Here is a 15156-nt window from a genome sequence, read left to right as displayed (position 1 = left end):
ATCATTCAGCTCCTAATCTAAATGTTTCATAAACGGTCCATGCCCCATCTTCAAGTTGATACAGCAAGTGAACTCGTTTCACCTCTTCTTCATGGCTGATGTCAAGCATGCTTAATTGGCCTAAAACATCAGAATGCTCATTATCGGATAAATCTTGGGCGATGGTAATATGCGGGACAAAAGCATGCTCACTTTCACTTTTAATGAAATCCTCATTGTTAAGTGCATCATGCAGCTCTTGAAGCCCTTCGGATAATTCCACTTTGAAATAAATAGTATTGCTTACAGGCTGGAAAGATTTCGTTTTCGTAACGTTCAACGTAAATGGCCTGCACTTACGAGCAATGTCTTTTAATTGATCCGCGATCGTTGAAATTTCCATATCCGTCGCTTCGAACGTTGGTTTAAGCGTCAGGTGCGGTGGTATGAAAGCATATTTCGTATCATACCGTTTGCGATAGGAGTTAGCTAAATCTTGAAGTTTTTTTGAAGGGAAAATTGCAACACCATATTTCATAAATAAAACCTCCTGATAATTTTTTATTGTTGTATTAAAGTTGGACATGTTTTTTCTTGAAACCATCTCAAAAAGAGAGGATTAGAACATTTCCAATAGTGCTCGTTTTAAATCTGCCTGCCAGTATTTCCAGGTATGATTACCTTCAAATTCTTCATAGAAGTAAGGAAATCCTTTTTGATTTATTAATTTATGCAATTCCCTGTTGGGTTCTATGAAGTTTGCCTTCTTGCCATCCGTCGTCGGAACATCTGTTTCCCCAGTCCCGATCACATGGTAAAGTTCAAGAAGATGCGGATCCTCAAAATTACGTACTGCATCCATTACTGCTTCATTGGCAAGTGGCGACTGCATGATGCATTTCCCGAATGTATGCGGATACTTTAGTGCGGCCAATAAAGAAACTGTACCGCCAAGAGAGTCACCTATCAAAGTTCGACCATGTCCCATTTGATAGGTTGGGAATTCATCATCTAAAAACGGGACAAGTTCATGGGCAAGAAAACGTATGTATGCAATGTGCTGTTCCCCGTCCGGATGATATTTGCGCCTGCGGTCAAATCGGTCTTTATAGGGAATGCCGACAATGATGATATTCTCAATCTCATCGTTCCCTAAGAGTTCATCTGCTACCCGACCAATTCGCCCCATTTGAAAATAATCACGGCCATCCTGAGCAATCACAAGCGAATATTTATACAGTGGCGAAAAATTAGCAGGCAAGTAAACAAGCAGTTCCAATTCTTCTGCTAAAGCTTCGCTTTTAAACATGTACTCTTTAATTGTGCCTTTGCGTAAACTCATTCTCCCGCACCTCAATGATCATTAATAATGAAAAACAACTTACTTGATTATTTTAGCATAGCCTTGTGACTTTTTCCCGTGACAAGATTTTAGAATAGAAAATTTTCATTGTATTTTCTAAAAATTTGAATAATAAGGTGCTATAATAAAAGGATATAGAAAAATAATACAATAAAAAAGGTGGCGAATAAAATGGCAGATGTACAGGTACACAGCAGGGAAGTAACGAAAGCGGCTAAACGAACATTATTAGAGCGTGGTGTCAGTGTGGAAGCAATTGCAAAAATCGTTTATGAATTGCAGTTCCCGTACAAAGCTGATCTTAAGCTGGAGGAATGCATCCACAGCGTTGAGCGTGTCCTGTTGAAAAGGGAAATTCAACATGCCATTTTAGTCGGTGTGGAGCTGGATAAACTGGCCGAGCAAAAAAAACTATCAGAACCACTGCAATCGATTGTTGAGTCTGATGAAGGGCTATTCGGAGTGGATGAAACGATTGCCTTTGGTGCAGTACTCGGTTACGGAAGCATTGCTGTCACGACCTTTGGGCATTTGGATAAAAATAAAATAGGCGTCATACACGAACTTGATAAGAAGCAAGAAGGAATCGTTCATACCTTCCTGGATGATATCGTTGCAAGCATTGCCGCGAGTGCCGCCTCAAGGTTAGCTCACCGTCTGAGAGATGAAGAAGAATCGTTAACCGAACAGGAAAAGGACATCCAGGAAGAAGAAGAGTTAATCGGTTGAACCTTGATTAACAATCTTTTAGCCAGACCTGTCAAACCTGGCCTTAATGAGGCGGGCAGAAAGGATGTTGGCCACTTTAAATGTCCGTTTTGTCTGCCTTAGAAAACAGAATGCGTGAATATGGCCTGGATAAATTTCAAGCACCTGAATTTTCCGCTGCGTGATCTTACCTTGTTCGGAGAGATAAATTATCTCCAATGGAGCATTTTCTTCCATATGTTTACGAAGTATATATTTCATTCCCTGTCACTCCTTTGCTGACTTGCTTGCTATCATTATATGCGAACATTTGTTTTATATGCAAGTGAAAAGGGAATGTTCGTTCGCGTTTTGCAGAGCGGGGAAATAAAATAAGAAAAAATTAAAACTTTTTTAATATAATGCGTTGACTTTTTAACAAAAAAACTTATAATAAATTATGTACTTAAGTAACCAGTCAGTCATTACATACGACTTGTTAGCTCAGTGGGAGAGCACTTCCTTGACAGGGAAGGGGTCGTGGGTTCGAATCCCTCACAGGTCATCAACTACCAAAGGCTCAAATTCTTGATACCAAGGATTTGGGTCTTTTTTTGTTTTTAAAGATATAGTTCATTATGTATGATTTACTCAATTGGTGGCGGATAGAGAAGGATTAAAACGTATTACAGGACAATTATTTGTAATAATTAATATTTCAAGGAACCGTGGGTAAAGCCTTTTGCTTATTCAGCTCTCGATGGAGGTTAAAATTTTTGGCTTTTCTTTAAAAGGTACATAATTATATTCTTTGGTAAAACCCACTTTACCATAATGTGTTCGGTTACCTTTACTACCGAATACCATGCACGGGAATACTTCTTGGAAGCTCTGAACATGACGCATGAAGACTATGCAAAATATCGGCAAACGATGAAAGACTCAGAGATAAATTTTCAGCTCACAGTGAGAGTGGTTACAAAGAACCTGTTCCCTTCTTTAATATTGCGCATAATGTAGCACTTCATTACGTTTCTTTGCTCGAAAAGTATAATGCAATGCCTTCATTGAAATGATGGTAGAACAATATCATCAAGAAGAATTACAACCAATGATAGAAAGTTTTAAAGTGAAATAAATAGAAGGAGGAAAGTATGGAAGAGTAATGAAAAGTAAAATTCCTTTCCAATTAGGGTTCTATTAGGGGATTAATCACACTTCTCGTATGATTTACCCTCTATATAGTAAATATTTCCTTAATTTTTAACTGTGTGATTTTAAGATCGCAACAGTTTATGATATTGATAAAGGAAGAATAACTTAATCTACTACTATAATGAAGTCAATCTTTAAAAGGGAAGTGATAGTTAAATGCTTTATATAAGCGATATCGAAAAGATAATTAATAACACATTAAATGAACACAATTTGGATATTATTTATGAATTTGACAATAATCTAAGTGCACCTATGAGTTATAACGTATCCACCAATACTATAAAATTCAATTACCTTCAAGTTAACGGTTATAAAGGGAAAATTAGAATTAAAGAGACAGAGGAAGACTTTGTTAAAATTATTCTTTATCGTATGATTGGTTATTATTTGGATTTTAAGAAAAACAAACATGATTTAAAGATTTTAATGTATGGTCACGAAGAAGAAAAAGAAAAGCTAAAATCTGAAATAGAAACGAATGCTTGGGATTATGGGAGAACATTAATACCTGAACAACTATTGGAGTCATATGATAAAGTTCGTGAATTAGATAAAATGCTAATAAATTAATGTACTCTAGGAAAATGGTGCCCCGACTTTAAACTAAAAGAGCTGTCATAGCGACTCTCTTATTGAGGTAAAGCACCTGTTAATTGAAGAAACCTCATCAGTATTATCAAAACTAAAACACCAAATATTACTGTTCCTAAAATCATATATACATAAGGCTCCTTACGTTTATGAGGTATCAAGTCATTGGGGAATTGAGATTTCAGAATATATGAACCCAAAAACGTGTGCCGAATCGAAAAAGAAGCTAATAGAATTATGTGAAATTATGGACAGTTACCTTGAAAAAGGTGATTTTTTTGAACTGTATAGTTGTTGGGTAGGAGAAGAAGCTGAAAAGCGAGATAGTGAGATAACCCTCCGGATCAATAACTTTGATATTGATGAGATTAAAATTCCCGAAAAAACGTTAGTTAGATTTGAAAAATGAAATTTTCTTCTTCAAACTAACGGGTGCATTGCTTCAATAATGAGGTTGCTGCGGCAACCTTTTTCTCAAGGTATTAACGGGGCAGGTTAGCTAAACAAGCGATGTAGACATCATCTGACTATGTAATGAAAAAGGGATTTTTGACGGTTATGTGAACAGGTAGGAATAGCAACTAGACATAGAGAATACCTATTTATCAAAAAGGGGGCTTCTTTAATGGGAAAAGAAAACTTACTACCTGTAAAATGTTCTTGGTGCAAAAAAGAATTGGGTGCAATAGACTTGGTCATAATCAATGAATCACTTCAGCTTAAGCATATTCAATGCCCGGATAAAGGAGAAAAAGCATCAATTATTGATGTAGGATATTTTAATGCTGTTTCCCGAAAATACCTGACCTGTACTCATGAAAAAGCCCTATTAAGTAGGGGCTTATAAGGGAAATTGTTGAAGTCACATGTAACCTCTCTCACTTGAAGCCCGAATCAATAAAAACAGACAGCAATCTGCTGTCCATTTTCCCTATAAATACAAGAAATTCGGGGAAGCAACAGCAAAAAACAACGTTTATTCCATTAACATTGCTAAACAAAAAGCAGGCACATCCATAGTGGTTTATATGGTTGATCCAGCAGGAAATAAAAGTGGAAGCAAATCAGTCAAAGTTATCGACAAAACAGCACCATCAGTTTCTACAGTCAATAATTGGGTTTAATATTCGGATAGTGTAGGAGCAACAGTTAATAGGATTAACATTCGAGAGTTAATACTTGTGTGAGTATTAACTCTTTTTTGTTCGGTTTTAACTAGAAATCTATTAATGCAACCCTGGTTGTGTCTTCAGTTTCTAGTCTTCATTCTATTTTTTAAATAACATTGGATAAACTATTAATAAAAACTAATTATGGTAAAATATAGCTAGATTGTTAACTAAGTAGAATGGAGAATGGAATAATGAAATCTATCTTTTTAAGGGCGGGATTATTAACATGTTTATTACTTGGTTTGGTCAATGAAGAAACCTCTGCCGCGTCAGAATGGTCTTCCAAATGCACAAAGTTTGGGGTAATTGAGCAAAATGATAATCCGGATTTTCAACATATTAACTGCTTACTGACGAATGCAGCTTTGGATGCAGAAATCCCTCCTGAAGTTGTAAAGGCTGTGGCCTGGAGAGAAAGTTATTGGGTGCAATTCATAACGCCGGGCAAACCTAACATCTCCTCTGATGGCGGAATTGGTATCATGCAGGTTACAGATATACCAGAGGGGTACGACGAGAATGAGAAATTAACGTACAAAGAGAAATTAAAATACGATATCGCCTTCAATATTGAGGAGGGAGTCAAAATCCTCAACGAAAAGTACAATTATCTCGATAAAAATATTCTTCCAAAAATACAAGGTGCAGGAAGACAGGAAATAGAAAATTGGTATTTCCCTATAATGGCGTACAATGGAACAAAATCTATTAACGGTCCTGTTTATCAGAGTAGTGGATTGAAAAATACAAACGCTTATCAAGAAAAAGTCTTTTCTTCTATTGAAAGAGATAGCTTCTTAACAGGAAATCAATTTTTAGCACAATTTCCTTTTAAGAAAGAGCACTTCTCTTACGACACTAACAACAATATTGTTTTTAGGGAAAAGACATATTTACTAAATGACCCATTGCATACTTCTGTTTACTTTGTAAAGGAAGGAGACGATGTAGTTGTAACAGGAGGAAATGGCAGTCTAAGAGACCGACCAGCTACTTCCAATGTCGTAAATAATCTAGCTCCCAAAAATGCTAGATTGACAGTCATAGGATTTACATATACGGATAAAACAGAGAAAGCAGCAAATGCAAATCAATATGTCTGGTTTCATGTTAAAACGAAAGATGGGAAGTCTACTGGTTATATTTCCTCTGCTAACATTAAAAAGCTAGATTCATCTTGGACACCACCTGTAGATAATGCAGCTCCAACAGTACCGAGTGTGAATGAAATAACGGATAGATCAACGAATGTTACAGGGAAAGCCGAAGCAGGGTCCACCCTTTCGGTCAAAGCAGGGACGAAAGGAATAGGAACAGCGAAAGCAAGTACCGCAGGCACATATACGGTTTCCATTCCCAAACAAAAAGCCGGAACAAAAATATCGGTAACAGCAACAGACGCTGCTGGAAATACAAGTCTTGCAAAAGAGATAACGGTTAAAGATGCTACAGCGCCGTCCACTCCAACCGTTAATGCCGTCTATGATCATGCTACTGTTATTGCAGGAAAAGCGGAAACGAATGCAAAAGTATATGCGATGGTGGGAAGCAAGAAAATCGGAGAAACAACAGCGAAAAACAGTGCTTTTTCTATTAAGATTGCTAAGCAAAAAGCCGGTACTACGATTCTTATTTATGCGGTTGATGTAGCTAGAAATAAGAGTGCAAATAAATCGGTTAAAGTAATCGATAAAACGGCTCCATCTACCCCAAGTGTTAGTCCAGTTTATGATAATGCGACGACTATTTCGGGTAAAGCGGAAACGAATGCAAAAGTATATGCGATGGTGGGAACCAAGAAAATAGGGGAAACCACATCAAAAAGCGGTTCGTATACCGTGAAGATTCCGAAGCAAAAAGCCGGAACATCCATTGCCGTTTATGCCAAAGATGCTTCCGGGAATAAAAGCTCCAACAGAATCGTTAAGGTAATCGATAAAACAGCTCCACCTGTCCCAGCCATAAACAAAATAACAAGCAAGACAGTAACCGTGACTGGGAAGAGTGAAAAAGGCGCATCCATATATATCTACAATGGAAGCAAGAAAATCGGACAAGGTGTAGTAGATAGCCGAGGAAATTATAAAGTGAAAATAAAGGCACAAAAGAAGGGATCTATTATAAAGGTATACGCTCAAGATAAATCAGGTAACAAGAGCAAAAGTAAAACAACGAAGGTAAGCTAATTTTAATCAAAGACACTATCAACAACGGTAATACTTCTCTAAGTATTACCGTTTCTTTTTTGTATATTCTATTAAACAATAATGTTGGTACACTAGCCTTAATAGAACTGCTTCAACTTTTAACACAAAAAGAAGATGCTGCTTACAATGCTAATCATTCTTCTGAGAGAGAACAACGTCTATTCCTCCATTTGGTAGACGACTAATTTTTATTATTTCCTTTGCCTAAAAAGCGGGTCCCATAGGTTGTGATCAAATCATATATCGCCATCGATTTACTTTTGAATTTCTTAACCGAATATCGTTTTTCTTGCAATGTTTACGTTAACATTAAATTACTTTCTCTAAACAATCTCCTATATGATTCTTGAAATCTGTACTTCCCACTTTTACTTACCTTTCCTGTTTTCATTGTAAAAACAATGGGCTAAAATTTATATGCCTAAAAAAGATTTCAAGACCATTTTAAAACAGATGGCTAGTCCTGATGAAGAAGGAACTATCACTTATAAAAGCATTGTATTAAAAGACTCTAAAACGATAGAAATGAAAGTGAACAACTCAGATGGTGGAAGCTTTGAGAACACCATGCAATCAGCTATTATGGATGCCTACATACGAGTACTATATAAACACTCTGAGCTCTACGATGATAGAAAAGAACCAACTATCCGTACCGTTGATTTGAGCAATACAGTTATTGCGGAAAACAAGAAACCCATTGAATTCGATGAAGAGAGTGAGGATTCCGAACAAAAACATAAAGAGCTTGGAACCTTCAAACTATGTGAAAAGGTAAATGTAGAAGGTCATATCATTACATTAACAAATGCACATTTACAAAGGAAAGAAACGAATTTGAAGAAACACAGCCCAAAGAAGTATTGGGATTTGATATTGAATACCAAAATGGGACAAAAGAAGAACAAGTAGGTAGCGCTGGAGATTTTGAAGTATATGACAGCAAAGGTGAAAAGATGGAGGTATATGCTCTCGATACATTAACCGAGAGTGTTCAAGCAGGTAAGCATGTTAACGGACCTGCTGCTTTCGGAGTAACTGGTAATGCACCTTATGAAATCTTCTACACAGATTATATTACGGGCAGCAAAGCAAAATGGATTATGGAAGTAAATTAATCGTTTTCCTGTTCATACTTTAAAGTGAAAATTTTAGGCAAAAAGGTACTCACAACAATGTGAGTACCTTTTTGTGTTTCAATCTTCTATATAAATATATCAATGCATTGTTCTACAGTTGTAGCAGTGGCTAATTTTTTCGCTTTTGTAGCCAATACATCTGCCGGTTCTGTATCGAGAATAACACCAAATAAGTTTTCTATTTCATCCAAGCTTTTTTCTAAACGGGTAGAGATGATTGAAATCGCTATTTCTTTGACAAGTCTGTGTTCAGCCATGTTAATACTCACTTGAATCACCCCTTCTAATAAACTTAAATACCTATATTCGCTTATCCAAGTGTTAATTCCTTTCAAGAAAAGAAATATGTCGAAAAATAAATCGACACCATTCGAAAATAATGTGTAAAAAAAAGAGAAGTCTTGTTCAACTAACGGGTGAGTTAGCTGAAGATCAGAGCTGTCTTAAGGCAGCTTTTTCTAATGCAACTATCGGGGCAGGATAGTTCAAGAAGGAAAGCTACAGACAAATATAGAAACTAGTATTTACTACTTATTGGGAGGATCTTATGCTAAAGAAGATTTACATTGTCAGACATTGCGAAGCTCAGGGGCAACCTTCGGAATCTCAATTAACAGAAAAAGGGTCAAAACAAGCGGAATATTTAGTTGATTTCTTCAGTAATACAAAAATTGACCGAATAATATCAAGTCCGTTTTTGCGTGCTATTCAATCAGTGGAACCATTAAGTGAGAAAACAAATATTAAAATAGGGATTGATGACCGCCTCTCAGAACGCAAACTAAGCGCAACGGACTTACCTGATTGGTATGAAAAACTAAAAGCAACATTTAATAATATGGAATTAAAATTTGAAGGAGGAGAGTCAAGTCAAGAAGCGATGAATCGAATTGTAAATGTTGTAGAAGAGGTCATTAAAAGTGGGACTGAAAACACAGTAATCGTCAGTCATGGAAATATAATATCCTTACTATTAAAGAATTATAATCGTAACTTTGATTTTGAGTGTTGGGAAAATCTTAGTAATCCTGACGTTTTTCAAATAAACTTTATTAATAATGAAGTGATCTTGGAACGTATATGGGATGAAGATACATTATTTTAATCAACTAACCTGTGCATTAGCTGAAGATCAGAGCTGTCTTTTAGGCGGTTTTTATGGAACTAACGGGCAGTTTAGATGAAGAAGAACTGAATAAAATAAAAACAGCCAGGTTCTGGCTGTTTTTTATAAAAAATTAAAATTCTTGAAATGAAAACCAAGATTCAATCAGATTTATGGGATGATTTTATTAATTCCAGTTTTTCTCTATAAATTTAACTGCAGGTTGTAAATTTGTTTTGTTAGCAATTGAAATGACAGCTGGAACCACAGAAGGGTCCGTTTTGGAGAAATTAGGGATCCGTGGATTTAACCGAAAAAAACGATTTCCTAGAAGTTGAGAACTGACCATGGATTCATAGTAACCGGATCCACTAGCGACAATCTGAAGAAATGGCAGTAAGGGCTCATTGGGCGATCGGTCCAAAAGAACTCCCCAATTTGGGGGAAGGTTCTTCATATTTTCGGGACGTATGTTTTCTGCACTTACCATCCCCCACCCCTTTGTATCTCTTCTTAATTGAGTCGGCTCTTCACCTGTTCCAATGGATAATACCGCAATTTGATCCAACGGCTGTTTGGCTTTCCCCACTGCAAACGCGATACTGGCGGTACTGGGGTTCGTTGCTACTGTATACCCATCCACGTAGTTCTGATAGGCTCGCTGCGTCGCGGGAGCACCACTGCTCCGTAGTATTACATCACTCGCTTTCTCATTTAAATAGGGAGAGCCAGGAAAGTTGTGGAATAACACAGGAGTCCAACGATTCAGCTCCGGTGAGTATAAATGAAATGCAGGGACAACAATTCGTCTTTTTAAGTCTTTGAGGAGAAGATTTGATGGGAAAAATGTTTGGACCGCTTTAATGAAACCAGAATATGGTAATTGTTGGTTAAAAACAGGTCCACCTGGTCGGGAAACACTGAAAGCCGGCAGGATTTTATCCTTAAAAAACTGGAGTGTCTCCTTCGGTGATCTTCCACTTGCTAACGCAAGGGCCGTGAATGAACCGATTGAATTTCCCGAAAAAACATTGGTTCGACTAATTAATTTAGGGTTTTGCTGAGCCAGTCTGTTCAAAAGCTGTAAACTTAAAGCACCTAAGGTGCCGCCTCCATCAAAGGTCATGATGCGATATTTTGTCAAAGCTGATTTCTCCTTTCTAATCTGGCCACAAGTATCATTCAGTATATGTTTATTTTTCAGGAGCTGGATTATGTAGCTAAACATCCATCGAGTATATAAAAATACTACGACGAGGATAGAGGAGACTACGTTTGAGCGGCAGTACGGGCAAGCCAAACGGGAATTTATTATGCACGTACTTGTTTGTAATGGTTGATGAGAAAGTAAGAAAGTACAACCCAAAAAAACTTGAAAGAAAATAAAAAAGCCATAGCGGTAGGCACGGCTGCCTGTTCCGTCCTCAAACAAGGATATTGTGCAACCTTGTGCACGAAAGGTTATTAAGTATCTTGCGATCCTTCAAGATGAGATCGCTTTTTCCAACAACAGGACTGTGAAGAATTACACGTAAACTAAAGGGTGCGTAGCTGAAGGTCAGGGCTTTCTTTAAGGCGGATTTTTCTTATGGAACGAACGGGGCAGGTTAGTTCAATAAGACGACTGGGATATGAAGTATAATTTAAATAGTCAAATTAAGAAATGAGTGATAATGAAGTGAATTTTAATAAATTGATGCAAGAGAAAGGATATATTTATTTGGAAAAAATAATAGAACCCAAAGAAAATTCATTACGATTGCTTATTAATAGAAGCACGTTCAACATCGATTTACCTATGGTGCAATTAGAATTTGAATCATATATTTCATATTCTGTTATCGATGAATGTTTTTCATATTCTATAGATAACTCTGAAATATCAAAGGGAGAACTATTTCGGGTATATACCAAGTCAAGGTATTTGGATTTTATAAAAATAGCCACGAATGAACGAGAAGATTGTCCCTCTGGAAATTACATCCATTATCAATTTCCCTGCTTAAATCACACGGTTGATGTTATTTCTTGTGAAGTACCAAAAGTAATCGTGGTAACAGGTTAAACTAACCTTTTTGAATCCTTTTCTTGTTGAACTACGGGTTCGTTAGCTGAAGATCGGAGCTGTCTTTAAGGCAGCTTTTTCTTTATGCAACTAACGGGGAAGATAAGTTGAAGAGTGACTTTAAGAGAATCGGATAAAAAGCATTTATAGCTGATAAAGGACTCGATTATAATAGCGATGGCAATGAAACTTAGAAATAATAAGGTGGTTAAAAAAATTGAAATGGGAAAATGTAGCGTGGGGTAGTTCAATTTTTATAGTACTAACTTTCCTTCCTCCGTATCTTGATAAAATTGGTATTTCTTTTTGGCTTGAAGCATTATGTGCAATTGCTGTACTTTTTAGTGTTATTTTTATTGCATCTAAAATCAAATTCCTTCAGAAATCGGTAACAAAAAAAGTAGGCTGGTTGAGTTTGATTTCAGTTTTTATCTTTGTAGTCATCTTGGATATTTTAATCTATTAATGAGGTGCGTTTAATATATTTATTTAAGGTCTATTTCCTATAAATTGGAAATCGTCTTTTTGGATATAGTGTCAAAAGTTATGGAGTGTTTCTTGTTCAACTATAGGGGCAGTTTAGTTGAATAAAGGGAAAAAATAATAGTGTTCATTTTACTTAAAAGCTGTAAGTTATTATAACTAAGCCTTTATATTACATAAATAATGACATGACTGTAGGCTATTTTTCATACAATATTTTTGGGGTGTAAAAATGGCAAGAGCAAATTACAGAAGTTCAGACGTTGACTTAATGGCAAGGATGATGAGAGCAGAAGCCGAAGGTGAAGGACGACTAGGAATGTTATTTGTTGGGAATGTAATTGTGAATCGTCTTGTAGCTAATTGTTTAGACTTTAAAGGTTTAAGAACAATTCCACAAGTCATTTATCAAGTACAAGGAGGAAATTATTCTTTTGAAGCTGTTCAAAAAGGGAATGTATTTTATCAAAGGGCGAGAGGTATTGAAAGAAGATTAGCAGAGCAGAATTTGAAGCACTGGAGACAGCATCCGGCTAGATATGCCCTTTGGTATTTCAATCCCTATGCGCCATGTCCTCCAACATGGTATGACCAACCTCATACTGGTCAATTTAAAGACCATTGTTTTTATGAACCAAAACCTGGAACATGTGATAGTGTTTATAGAGGTTAAGCTTACTCTTTGAGTAAGCTTTTTTACATATTTAAAATATTTATACAATATAAAACTTTTAGTAATAGTTTTTATCTAAAAAAGTAAGATTGTGAATTATTGTACTTAAGCAAACGGGTGCGTTAGCTGAAGAGCGGAGCTGTCTTTAAGGCAGCTTTTTTCTTATGCAACTATCGGGCAGGTTAGTTCAATAAGCGAATATGTAGAATAAAGTGTAAACTCACAATACCTTTGAGTTGCAGAATACACTCAACAAATTCAACACTACACTCGTTATGTTAATAAAATAAAACATTCTTCCTATATCTATTTCTTATTTCAATACTGGGGGCCTATGGAAGTGATTTAGTAATTATAGTAACATTTACTTATCTAAAATAGGGAATTGTTGTATTAAAATGGTATTTGAGAAATAAATAGAGAAAAAGTATGTTGATTCAATAATGAGGTGAAAAGATGAATTCGGATAAAGTCAGAGCATTAACAAAAGTTTTTCAGGAATCTTCTGAGGAGTTAAAATTAGATGAATCAAAATTAATGCAGAGTATACATACAAATACGGAGAAATGGTCTGGCGAAGCCCGGAAAAAATTTGATTCAATGCTAGATGAAGCAGCTGTCCTATTTCAAAGGCATTCAGACAATCTTTATCAAATAAGTAGAGAATTAGAAAGTGCAGCAAATGATGTTGACAGAGTGAGAGAAGAGATTGAAAGACAAAGAGAATTAGAGCGCCTTGCTTGTATGAAGGATGAGTAGAAACAAAATGAATGAAGGATATAAAGAGGTGTCATATGAAACCGAAGAATAGGGATCGTAAAAGTTTGGAAGAGGAAGGCTGGATCCTCCCGGATAAGAATAAGCAAAATAAAGATGGTAGTTTACTCCCCGGCTGCGGTGGTTTTTTTATTTTGTTCATTCAATTTGGTGTTTTGGTACATCAAATAATCACTCTTTTTTAAGTCTGCCTTTTATCCGCTAAAGTTTTGCAACTGTACTTGCCAAGATGATAATTGTTTTGAGAGGTTTAAAATGGCTCGTAATAAGTAAAGACAAGGGAAGTAAAAAGAAGATGACGGTAAGCAAGGAATGGATGAAAATTGGTAACGGGTTGTGTCGACCTATTTATCCTGCCTTTACAGATTATTCTATTAGGACATCACTTTTTTCATAGTATATAGATGAAATAGTTCATAAAGGAAAAGAAAAGAGGATGATACAGTGGGGAATAAAATTTCAGTAGACCCAGATCGTTTGGAAGATATAGCAGATGAGTTTGTCTCGCACTTGTCAAAAATTGAAGAAGAATACAAGAGTTTACATTTGGAACTAGTAAACCTAATTAGCAGTGCTCCAGCAGAGTATAGTCATTGTTTTTATCAAGTAGGAGATCCGTGGGGAACAGGAAATCAATTAGTTGACCTTCTGAGTGAAATGGAAATCGACCTTCGAATGACCGCCAATAAATTTTCCGATGCTGATAACTTAGTCGGTCAACTTTATAAACTGCATGAGAAATATGGTGCGCTCACTGCGATGGGTGCTTTAGTATCAAAGCAGCTGGCATTTTATGGCCTAGGTTTTACGCAATTTATCAAAAATAGTGAAGATGTCTATATGTATAAACATATGAATGCCTTAAATAAACTAACAGATGTAGTCGATAATTCCAAATTTCGTAATGTAGCAAGAGCGTATTTAAATCCAACCTTTTTATTGAAAAAATATAGTGATGTTCCATTTGCTGATTTAGTTCACAAAAAGGTTGCTAAATATCTTCCTGGTGATGTTGTTAAGTATACAGATAGTTCAAAGGCATTATTTGAAGGGATTAAGCATCGAGCGTTGGACTCTACAACGTTTAAATCATTTCTTCAGACGGGAGCGAAATTTGCCAAAACCAACGCTGTTAGTGCAGTACTAGTAACAGGAGTAATGGAAGCAGGCGGAATGGGACTGAAAATTTCCGAAAACTATGCGAAATATGGAAATAATCCAGAGGTCTTAAAGCGAGAAAATGCAAAAGCTGTAGGAAATGCAGTAAATAATACCGTAGCGATTTCTGGAGGTTCCATTGCGGGAGCAGTCGTAGGAGGTGCTCTAGGAAGTTTAGTAGGCCCAGTCGGTACGGTTGTAGGAGCCGCTGCAGGTTCATTTGTAGGAGGACTTGTTGGAGAGCAAGCGGCTAAACTTACGGCAGGTATAGCAGAGAAAGCAGCGATTGTCATGAAAGAACCTATACATGATGGGCTTGAACTGATTAAAGGTGGTTTGGAGAAAGCTGGGAAAGTTGTTGAAGGTGTTAATAAAGGTGCTGATTTCGTAAATGATCAAATTAAGGAAACTATTGCTGACCCAATAGGGAAAGTGGGGGAAATTGGTAAGGGGTTATCGAAAGCAAAAGAAACAGCGAGTTCCCTTGTCGATGGAGCAAAAGACTTTTTTGAGGATAAATTTTCATTTTTTTAAGGAGG

The 15156-nt window shown here is 36.4% G+C and carries 17 protein-coding genes and 1 tRNA gene; 13 read left to right on the top strand and 5 right to left on the bottom strand.

Annotated elements, in window-relative coordinates; genetic code table 11:
* Nucleotide 1: 1 nt before the first annotated feature.
* On the bottom strand, nucleotides 2-517 hold the full coding sequence (locus tag MPH60_RS15970; protein ID WP_241590588.1) for a YjcG family protein: 516 nt from the start codon (nucleotides 515-517) through the stop codon (nucleotides 2-4).
* A gap of 81 nt (nucleotides 518-598) precedes the next feature.
* Nucleotides 599-1321, bottom strand: a complete 723-nt coding sequence (locus tag MPH60_RS15965) for an alpha/beta hydrolase (protein WP_101224090.1) — start codon at nucleotides 1319-1321, stop codon at nucleotides 599-601.
* Nucleotides 1322-1513: 192 nt separating this feature from the next.
* Between MPH60_RS15965 and MPH60_RS15960 the strand changes: the two genes are divergently transcribed.
* Nucleotides 1514-2071, top strand: a complete 558-nt coding sequence (locus MPH60_RS15960; RefSeq protein WP_101224089.1) for a phosphatidylglycerophosphatase A family protein — start codon at nucleotides 1514-1516, stop codon at nucleotides 2069-2071.
* An 18-nt stretch (nucleotides 2072-2089) separates the two neighbouring features.
* Here the strand turns inward: MPH60_RS15960 and MPH60_RS15955 are convergent, their stop codons facing one another.
* Nucleotides 2090-2311 (bottom strand): hypothetical protein, encoded by a 222-nt coding sequence (locus MPH60_RS15955; protein ID WP_076367067.1) that lies wholly within the window; start codon nucleotides 2309-2311, stop codon nucleotides 2090-2092.
* A gap of 211 nt (nucleotides 2312-2522) precedes the next feature.
* On the opposite strand from MPH60_RS15955, the gene MPH60_RS15950 reads away from it, so the two are divergent.
* From MPH60_RS15950 to MPH60_RS15925, 6 genes are all read left to right on the top strand, one after another.
* Nucleotides 2523-2594: transfer RNA gene (locus MPH60_RS15950), tRNA-Val, on the top strand.
* An 806-nt stretch (nucleotides 2595-3400) separates the two neighbouring features.
* Nucleotides 3401-3817, top strand: coding sequence for a hypothetical protein (locus MPH60_RS15945; protein ID WP_048686592.1), 417 nt, complete (start codon nucleotides 3401-3403; stop codon nucleotides 3815-3817).
* Between the two features lie 646 nt (nucleotides 3818-4463).
* On the top strand, nucleotides 4464-4685 hold the full coding sequence (locus MPH60_RS15940; RefSeq protein ID WP_241590587.1) for a hypothetical protein: 222 nt from the start codon (nucleotides 4464-4466) through the stop codon (nucleotides 4683-4685).
* Between the two features lie 516 nt (nucleotides 4686-5201).
* The gene (locus MPH60_RS15935; protein ID WP_241590586.1) at nucleotides 5202-7196 is read left to right on the top strand and encodes an Ig-like domain-containing protein; all 1995 of its coding nucleotides are present in this window, start codon (nucleotides 5202-5204) and stop codon (nucleotides 7194-7196) included.
* 438 nt (nucleotides 7197-7634) lie between these two features.
* Nucleotides 7635-8129: a hypothetical protein gene (locus MPH60_RS15930; protein WP_241590585.1), complete on the top strand. Its 495-nt coding sequence runs from the start codon at nucleotides 7635-7637 to the stop codon at nucleotides 8127-8129.
* Nucleotides 8081-8335 carry a hypothetical protein gene (locus MPH60_RS15925; RefSeq protein ID WP_241590584.1) on the top strand — a complete coding sequence of 85 codons (255 nt, stop codon included), beginning with the start codon at nucleotides 8081-8083 and terminating at the stop codon, nucleotides 8333-8335. Before MPH60_RS15930 ends, MPH60_RS15925 begins: the two co-directional genes overlap by 49 nt.
* 86 nt (nucleotides 8336-8421) lie before the next feature.
* Here the strand turns inward: MPH60_RS15925 and MPH60_RS15920 are convergent, their stop codons facing one another.
* The gene (locus MPH60_RS15920) at nucleotides 8422-8613 is read right to left on the bottom strand and encodes a hypothetical protein (RefSeq protein WP_241590583.1); all 192 of its coding nucleotides are present in this window, start codon (nucleotides 8611-8613) and stop codon (nucleotides 8422-8424) included.
* A 290-nt stretch (nucleotides 8614-8903) separates the two neighbouring features.
* On the opposite strand from MPH60_RS15920, the gene MPH60_RS15915 reads away from it, so the two are divergent.
* Nucleotides 8904-9461: a histidine phosphatase family protein gene (locus tag MPH60_RS15915; RefSeq protein ID WP_241615849.1), complete on the top strand. Its 558-nt coding sequence runs from the start codon at nucleotides 8904-8906 to the stop codon at nucleotides 9459-9461.
* A 187-nt stretch (nucleotides 9462-9648) separates the two neighbouring features.
* Here the strand turns inward: MPH60_RS15915 and MPH60_RS15910 are convergent, their stop codons facing one another.
* Complete coding sequence (locus MPH60_RS15910; protein ID WP_241590571.1) at nucleotides 9649-10605, bottom strand: patatin-like phospholipase family protein; 957 nt, start codon at nucleotides 10603-10605, stop codon at nucleotides 9649-9651.
* 1138 nt (nucleotides 10606-11743) lie between these two features.
* Here MPH60_RS15910 and MPH60_RS15905 point away from each other — a divergent pair.
* The 5 genes from MPH60_RS15905 to MPH60_RS15885 all read left to right on the top strand — a co-directional run bounded on the left by MPH60_RS15905 (nucleotide 11744) and on the right by MPH60_RS15885 (nucleotide 15151).
* Nucleotides 11744-11992 (top strand): hypothetical protein, encoded by a 249-nt coding sequence (locus MPH60_RS15905; protein ID WP_241590570.1) that lies wholly within the window; start codon nucleotides 11744-11746, stop codon nucleotides 11990-11992.
* 249 nt (nucleotides 11993-12241) lie between these two features.
* Nucleotides 12242-12682 carry a cell wall hydrolase gene (locus tag MPH60_RS15900; RefSeq protein ID WP_241590569.1) on the top strand — a complete coding sequence of 147 codons (441 nt, stop codon included), beginning with the start codon at nucleotides 12242-12244 and terminating at the stop codon, nucleotides 12680-12682.
* A gap of 456 nt (nucleotides 12683-13138) precedes the next feature.
* On the top strand, nucleotides 13139-13441 hold the full coding sequence (locus tag MPH60_RS15895; protein ID WP_241590568.1) for a WXG100 family type VII secretion target: 303 nt from the start codon (nucleotides 13139-13141) through the stop codon (nucleotides 13439-13441).
* A 35-nt stretch (nucleotides 13442-13476) separates the two neighbouring features.
* The gene (locus MPH60_RS15890; protein ID WP_241590567.1) at nucleotides 13477-13644 is read left to right on the top strand and encodes a hypothetical protein; all 168 of its coding nucleotides are present in this window, start codon (nucleotides 13477-13479) and stop codon (nucleotides 13642-13644) included.
* 259 nt (nucleotides 13645-13903) lie between these two features.
* Nucleotides 13904-15151, top strand: coding sequence for a glycine zipper domain-containing protein (locus tag MPH60_RS15885; protein ID WP_241590566.1), 1248 nt, complete (start codon nucleotides 13904-13906; stop codon nucleotides 15149-15151).
* The last annotated feature ends 5 nt before the right edge of the window (nucleotides 15152-15156 follow it).

The sequence above is a fragment of the Peribacillus sp. Aquil_B1 genome (assembly GCF_022603275.1).
In the GTDB taxonomy this organism is placed as follows: Bacteria; Bacillota; Bacilli; order Bacillales; family DSM-1321; genus Peribacillus.
This window is presented reverse-complemented; position numbering and strand designations above follow the sequence as displayed.

Excerpts from the sequence above, each read along its gene's own strand:
- MPH60_RS15940 (WP_241590587.1), top strand. The coding sequence starts at position 4,464 with ATGGGAAAAGAAAACTTACTACCTGTAAAATGTTCTTGGTGCAAAAAA.
- MPH60_RS15935 (WP_241590586.1), top strand. The coding sequence starts at position 5,202 with ATGAAATCTATCTTTTTAAGGGCGGGATTATTAACATGTTTATTACTT.
- MPH60_RS15915 (WP_241615849.1), top strand. The coding sequence starts at position 8,904 with ATGCTAAAGAAGATTTACATTGTCAGACATTGCGAAGCTCAGGGGCAA.
- MPH60_RS15920 (WP_241590583.1), bottom strand. The coding sequence starts at position 8,613 with ATGGCTGAACACAGACTTGTCAAAGAAATAGCGATTTCAATCATCTCT.
- MPH60_RS15965 (WP_101224090.1), bottom strand. The coding sequence starts at position 1,321 with ATGAGTTTACGCAAAGGCACAATTAAAGAGTACATGTTTAAAAGCGAA.
- MPH60_RS15930 (WP_241590585.1), top strand. The coding sequence starts at position 7,635 with ATGCCTAAAAAAGATTTCAAGACCATTTTAAAACAGATGGCTAGTCCT.
- MPH60_RS15895 (WP_241590568.1), top strand. The coding sequence starts at position 13,139 with ATGAATTCGGATAAAGTCAGAGCATTAACAAAAGTTTTTCAGGAATCT.
- MPH60_RS15955 (WP_076367067.1), bottom strand. The coding sequence starts at position 2,311 with ATGAAATATATACTTCGTAAACATATGGAAGAAAATGCTCCATTGGAG.
- MPH60_RS15960 (WP_101224089.1), top strand. The coding sequence starts at position 1,514 with ATGGCAGATGTACAGGTACACAGCAGGGAAGTAACGAAAGCGGCTAAA.
- MPH60_RS15945 (WP_048686592.1), top strand. The coding sequence starts at position 3,401 with ATGCTTTATATAAGCGATATCGAAAAGATAATTAATAACACATTAAAT.
- MPH60_RS15900 (WP_241590569.1), top strand. The coding sequence starts at position 12,242 with ATGGCAAGAGCAAATTACAGAAGTTCAGACGTTGACTTAATGGCAAGG.
- MPH60_RS15970 (WP_241590588.1), bottom strand. The coding sequence starts at position 517 with ATGAAATATGGTGTTGCAATTTTCCCTTCAAAAAAACTTCAAGATTTA.
- MPH60_RS15890 (WP_241590567.1), top strand. The coding sequence starts at position 13,477 with ATGAAACCGAAGAATAGGGATCGTAAAAGTTTGGAAGAGGAAGGCTGG.